The following is a 5,625-nucleotide window of genomic DNA, read 5'->3' as shown; positions in this document are numbered from 1 at the left end:
GGTAGGGCATCCTTCACTGGTATTCTCACCTTTCCTAAAAATGATCAATTATGGGATGCGTTAAAATACCAAGGTATAGAAAAATTGATGCTGGAAACCGATAGCCCCTACTTGGCCCCAGTTCCCTATCGAGGAAAAAGAAATGAGCCCGCTTTCATTAACAAGGTTGGGGAGTACGCATGTACTTTGTTGAATGTGGACGCAGTGGACAAAATCTGGGAAAATTCAATGAATTTTTATCAACTTCATGTTTGACAATTCAAGGCACTTAAATCCTCTTATCAGTTATAAATTTAATTGATTTAAAAATTTTCTCAGTAAATTTATTTAATATATTCAGCCAAATAAATTTTAATGGAATCTTCTAGTGACGAAGAAGAACTCTCAGAAGTTCAAAAGCGTATACTTGCCAAAAATAAAGTTTTGCAAGAAATAGCCGATCATAAAACTAAACTTCGATTACTGAAGAAAAAATACAAAGAGGGTCATAATGTAAGCCAAGATATTGATGGTGCCGAAGGTTATGTTGAGGTTCTCAAAAAAGAGCTAATTTCTATTCAGGAAGGTAGCCATTCCACCTTTTTGGCTGCTAAAAAAATCATTTCACCAAAGTTCAATGTTGATACAAAAAAGGGCAAAATCCTATCTAATATTCGCACCTTGGCCAAAGATATCAGAGAGTGTGAAGCCTTTCTGAGCGGTGGTGACAGAACGCGAGAAGAAAATGAAGATGTTCGTAAGAAACTGGAGGTACTCAGGGCCGATCATGCAGAGGCCCAGCAAGAGCTAAAAGCACTGAGCCAATTTAACCATACCAGGTTTCTTGAAATGAAAGAGGCCCAGCAGGAACTGACTGAAAATGAAGATGTAGCTGTAGAAAATATCTCGGATGTACCTGAAGCAGTTGAAAGCCTTACACCCGGGGTAAAGCCGAAACCCACCGAGACCATGACAGACTTTAATCCACCTCCGATGATTTAATCTGACCGTCAGAAACCTTCCCCTAGAACTTCTTTTTTTCGTCTGCTAAGATAGTTACCTTTGCGGTTCCGCCTTTTACTAATGATTTTGCCCGCCTGATTGCTTTTGCGGTAGATAAGGTTGGGTTACTGGGGACAAAAGGAAAGATATTCCTTCGATTCATCCGACTAAGAGCACCCGAATTTTTTAGGATACGCAGACAATCCTTACGAATTTCACAGAGAATGACATGGCAGTCTTTTTCACTTAGATATTCTAAAAGTTCTTCGAGGGCTAAGACCGAAGTGGCATCCATATTATGGGCATTGAGCATTTTTAGAACTAATACTTTTTGATTTGGATCTTCGCCTACTCTACGAATTTGTTCATAAAATAAATCGGCCGCGGCAAAGAAGAGTTCACCCTCTACATGAACAATAAATACTTCCGGTTCAGCACGCTTGGTGAGTGCTGATGCTTCAGCAAGATCACCTTTCTTCGTGTAGCCGTATTCAATCAATTGGGGCTGGGCAACTTTTCGTAAAAACAAAAGTACAGAGGTGAGAACTCCGGCAAAGATTGCCAATTGAAGAGAAAAAGCCAGGCCCACCAAGAGTGTAACGGCAAAGGCAAAAGCATCTGAACGTGTGGCTCGGGCAACCGTTCGGATTTGTCGGATCTTTACCAGGGAAATACCAATAAAAATGACTAGAGTGGCTAAAGAGCAGATTGGAATAAACCGAACAAGATCATTGAGTGCGAACACGCCAATAAAAATGACCAGTCCTGTGATTAAATTTGCGAGGTTGGTGCGGGCACCGCTTGCCACACTTAAGGTCGAGCGAGTGAGAGATCCAGATGCAGGCATTCCAGAAAAGAGTGAACATCCAAGATTTCCCATGCCGATGGCAAAAGTTTCCTGATTCGAATCAATTCGACCTCCAGCACGGGCAGAGAGAGACTTACCGATGGATAATCCTTCGAGTAAGCAAAGCAGGCAAACCGCTAGAGAGGTTGAGAGAATAAGGGGGCCGTGCTCCATTAGTAAATCGAAGCTGGGAAGCATCAACAAATCTTTACCAATTGAAAAACTTTCTAATCGTATAATCGAAAAACCGGCATTTTCCATGTAGTGCCCAGCGATAGAGGCTGCAATAAGGGCACCGGCTACGCTTGGAAGCGCTGGGGATCGAAGCTGAATTAAAAGATAAACTGCAGCCGTGAATGCGCTTAGAATAATGGCTGGCCAAGCGATTAAATCCAAATGGGTAATAAGGAAAAAAAGAATGCCCAAAAATGTTGAAGGAGGCGTATCTTCGCTTGTCGAGATTCCCATAACATGTCGACCTTGATTGGCAATGATAAGGCAAGCCGCTGCAGTGATGTAACCAGTAATCACAGTACGGGAAACAAATTGAACGATGAAAGAGATGCGGAAGAGGCTGGCTAAAACCAGAAAAAGTCCGGAAGTGAATAAAATCACTGGAAGTAGGAGTAAGGCGGAAGAGTTGGCTAGACCATTAGTTCCAATTAGGCCAACGCTTGCAAACGCACCAAACAAGAGTACGGCAGTTGCATTGGTTGGTCCCAAGGTAATAAACCTCCCCCCGCCAAAGATTCCTCCAATCAATGCGGCAACTGCGGATCCCAACAAACCATAATGAATGGGAAGTCCGGCAACCAAAGCATAAGCCATACCCTGAGGAATCGCCAAGAGGGCAACATTAATACCCGCTTTTAAGTCATTGGATGAAGGGTTCGAAAAAAGCCCCTTTCTAATTCCCGGAATTTTGGGAATGAATAGATTTTGTAAGGGGGTAAACTTTTGCCTCTGCATATTGTCTTCCAAGTAATTTTGATGGGGCAGCCTCGATAACCCTTATTCGGGAGTGCGGTAAAGGGTGTAGGAAGATTTACAGGCAATCCATTTTAAGGTTTCGTCTTCATAATCTTTGTGAAGGTTCGATGCCAGGATTTTGATTTGTTTGAACCGTCTGATGTTTCCACTTTGTGAAAGAGCTAACTTCGCATCGGATATATGATCAAAAATAGTCTTTTGCAGGTCTTTTTTTCTGAGCAAAAGTTCAGAAACAGTCTTTTTAAGATGGTCAATAGCTGAGACTACCTGCTTTTCCAAGTCTTGGCTGGTGGCAAGAATGTTTTTTTCGACTTCATCGCGGGTAAACTTATTAAGAGTTTGATCGAGTCTCATGGATTTTAATTGTTCAAGAATATTGCCAAGTTGAGAAACCTGCCCGAAATCGCGAATAGGCGGAATGTGCAAATACTCCATAGGATCAAGCTTATCTTGGTGAATCTCTTCAATCTTTACCAGATGGTTTTTATGTAAATTAACTTCATCTTCCACTTGCATGATTTCAGAACGGATGGCCATCACTTCAACACTTTCTTCCGGCGATCCTTCTGTTTCTTCTTGGATCTTTACTTTCAGTTCTTCCATTTGGCTTTGAAGTTCCTGATGTTTTTTAAACTTTTCACTCAGGCTTAGCGGAAGTGGAGATTCGATAGTCTCGGATTGAATTAATTGATTATAAGTGCGTATCATCATTTCAGATAATAAATCAGCGGATCGATTGGAATGTCCTTTGCAAATCACTTCTAATGAATTTTTGGATCTAGGCCGGATCGAGATAAGTGAGGATAAGATTTGTCGTTCATTGCCGTCTAAAAGTTCGCTAGTAAAGGGGCTAAGGATTAGTTCTTTGGCAACGGGGCTTTTTTCCAAATCTGTATATAAAGTGTTTATCAACCCTGCTGACTCCAACGCTTCTTCATGAAGTAACAGAGCATAGGGCTCGGCAATGCCCGACTCTAGGGTTAACAAGATTTCGGCCCATGTAGTGGAGGTGGGTACTAAAGGTTCTTCGACACTTTCTTTAGAGGTTTCGATGGACTGATTAGTTAATACAAGAAGTGAAGATTTAGACCTTTCTTCGATTTCGTCCATAAATGAGGCATAAAAAAACACAGCTACACTTATGATGATTAATGCGATACAGTGCCACGTTTGCATGGAAGATTATCAAAACTAAGAAAAGGTTGAAAGGCAACCCCGTGGTTCAGGCCTTTTCTATCGTCATTGACGTTGGCTTAAAACCACATTCCTTTAGACCTGTGTCTGAAAACTCCGTTTCTTTTGAATTTTCTCAAAATCTTGTTGGGATCCAAAGAAACCTCTATGCATTTATCCTAAGCTTACTTTCCAATCGAAGCGATGCAGAGGATGTTCTTCAGGAAACCAATTTAATCCTCTGTAAAAAGTCACAGGAATATAACCCTGATGGCAATTTTCGTTCTTGGGCTTTTAATATTGCAAGGTATCAAGTGCTTGCCCACCTCACAAAGAAGCGAAGGAGCAAAGTTTGCTTTAGTAATGAATTGACTGAGGCTCTGGCCAGCGAGGATTTCGATATTCAAAGGCATCAACTTACTCAAAGGGCTTTGCAGATTTGTTATGACCTATTGCCCGATCATATGAGAGAGATTGCCAAGATGAGATTTAAAGAAGATGCACCTATGAAAGAAATTTGCAAAATCCTAAACCGTCCAATCGGAGCGATTTCAGGAACTCTTTTTCGTATCCGTCAAAACCTTATTAAATGCGTTCAATTGAAGATTCCTCAGCTTGAAATTGAGGAAGAATCCTGAAAAATTTAAATTTTCGGTATCATTTTGTGAATAAGTGCTAATTAAGCATAGATTCAACATGAATACACCAACAACAGATGATCAACTAGTTCGCTTAACAAGCAAACTGTTGGATGGAATGATTTCCGATGAAGAACATTTACATTTAAATCATATGTTAATGAGTTCTCGCAGTAATCGATTACGTTATTTGGAGGTTGTTCGCATCGAATCTTTGTTGCACTGGGAGCCAAGTAGTATGGACCTGCCTGAGCGTGAAGAAAAATCATCTAAACTGATTTCCTTTCCTTTGTTCGCCTGGGTTGGTTCAATTGCAGCAACCCTAGTCGCCATGATTGGTATTTGGTGGGCATTTCGCTCAACCTTTGACCACAAATCTCAAATTGCCGAAATTCATCATCAGTCTGTTTTTTTTGACGCTGTAACTTCTGCCAAGCCTGCTAATTCCTCTTTCAATCCCAAGAAGCGAGTCTTAGATAAAAAAAACTTATTTAAACCCTTTAACGAATTGAGTATCCGCCCATCTGCTCAAGAGCATGCAAGAGAGGGCATGGAAATTTTGCGTTCGAACGATCGCACGGCCCAAGGTGGAGCATTTGAATTACACGGCTTAGTCAAAAGATGGAATCGTGAACCCTATCTTAACATACCTTCCGAGAAGGGAGTTCTACCGGCATCGGGGTCAAAAATGTTAAGTTTTGAAAAGATGTCGATAAATGTGGAATCTCAAATCGCTCATGTTGAAGAAACTGTACAGGTTTTGGATGTTCGCGCAGCACTTAAAAACAACGGGGGAACAACGGCTCGTATATTTGCTGCCGTCAAATTTAACCAAAGCTTTGGAGCATCCCAAGAAGGAGCCGAATTTGGCCTAACCTTACAGGCATTTAAAGATAGAGGAAATCTTAGCGAACAGTCTCTGGCGAGAGTTGAAAAAAACTTACCTTCCGACCGAGACCCCAGTACATGGAATGAATTAAGTTCTGAATTCGAAAT

Annotated in this window: 6 protein-coding genes; 4 read left to right on the top strand and 2 right to left on the bottom strand. The window is 41.2% G+C overall.

Annotated features, from left to right (window positions below):
- Both ACKPQ4_RS05960 and ACKPQ4_RS05955 read left to right on the top strand, forming a co-directional pair.
- Positions 1-255: TatD family hydrolase (locus ACKPQ4_RS05960; protein ID WP_407680287.1), on the top strand; the 255-nt coding region annotated here is incomplete at its 5' end.
- 99 nt (positions 256-354) lie between these two features.
- Positions 355-981 carry a hypothetical protein gene (locus ACKPQ4_RS05955; RefSeq protein ID WP_407680286.1) on the top strand — a complete coding sequence of 209 codons (627 nt, stop codon included), beginning with the start codon at positions 355-357 and terminating at the stop codon, positions 979-981.
- A gap of 22 nt (positions 982-1,003) precedes the next feature.
- On the opposite strand, the gene ACKPQ4_RS05950 is transcribed toward ACKPQ4_RS05955, so the two are convergent.
- Positions 1,004-2,797, bottom strand: coding sequence for a SulP family inorganic anion transporter (locus tag ACKPQ4_RS05950; RefSeq protein WP_407680285.1), 1,794 nt, complete (start codon positions 2,795-2,797; stop codon positions 1,004-1,006).
- Between the two features lie 42 nt (positions 2,798-2,839).
- Positions 2,840-3,928, bottom strand: coding sequence for a hypothetical protein (locus tag ACKPQ4_RS05945; protein WP_407680284.1), 1,089 nt, complete (start codon positions 3,926-3,928; stop codon positions 2,840-2,842).
- Positions 3,929-4,095: 167 nt separating this feature from the next.
- On the opposite strand from ACKPQ4_RS05945, the gene ACKPQ4_RS05940 reads away from it, so the two are divergent.
- The gene (locus ACKPQ4_RS05940) at positions 4,096-4,629 is read left to right on the top strand and encodes a sigma-70 family RNA polymerase sigma factor (protein ID WP_407680283.1); all 534 of its coding nucleotides are present in this window, start codon (positions 4,096-4,098) and stop codon (positions 4,627-4,629) included.
- Between the two features lie 58 nt (positions 4,630-4,687).
- On the top strand, positions 4,688-5,625 hold a 938-nt coding region (locus ACKPQ4_RS05935), incomplete at its 3' end, for a hypothetical protein (protein ID WP_407680282.1).

This window comes from Candidatus Chordibacter forsetii (assembly GCF_964187505.1).
Classification (GTDB): Bacteria; Verrucomicrobiota; Verrucomicrobiia; order Opitutales; family Seribacteraceae; genus Chordibacter; species Chordibacter forsetii.
Note: the sequence above shows the minus strand (reverse complement) of the source record. Positions and strands in the feature narration are given on the sequence as shown.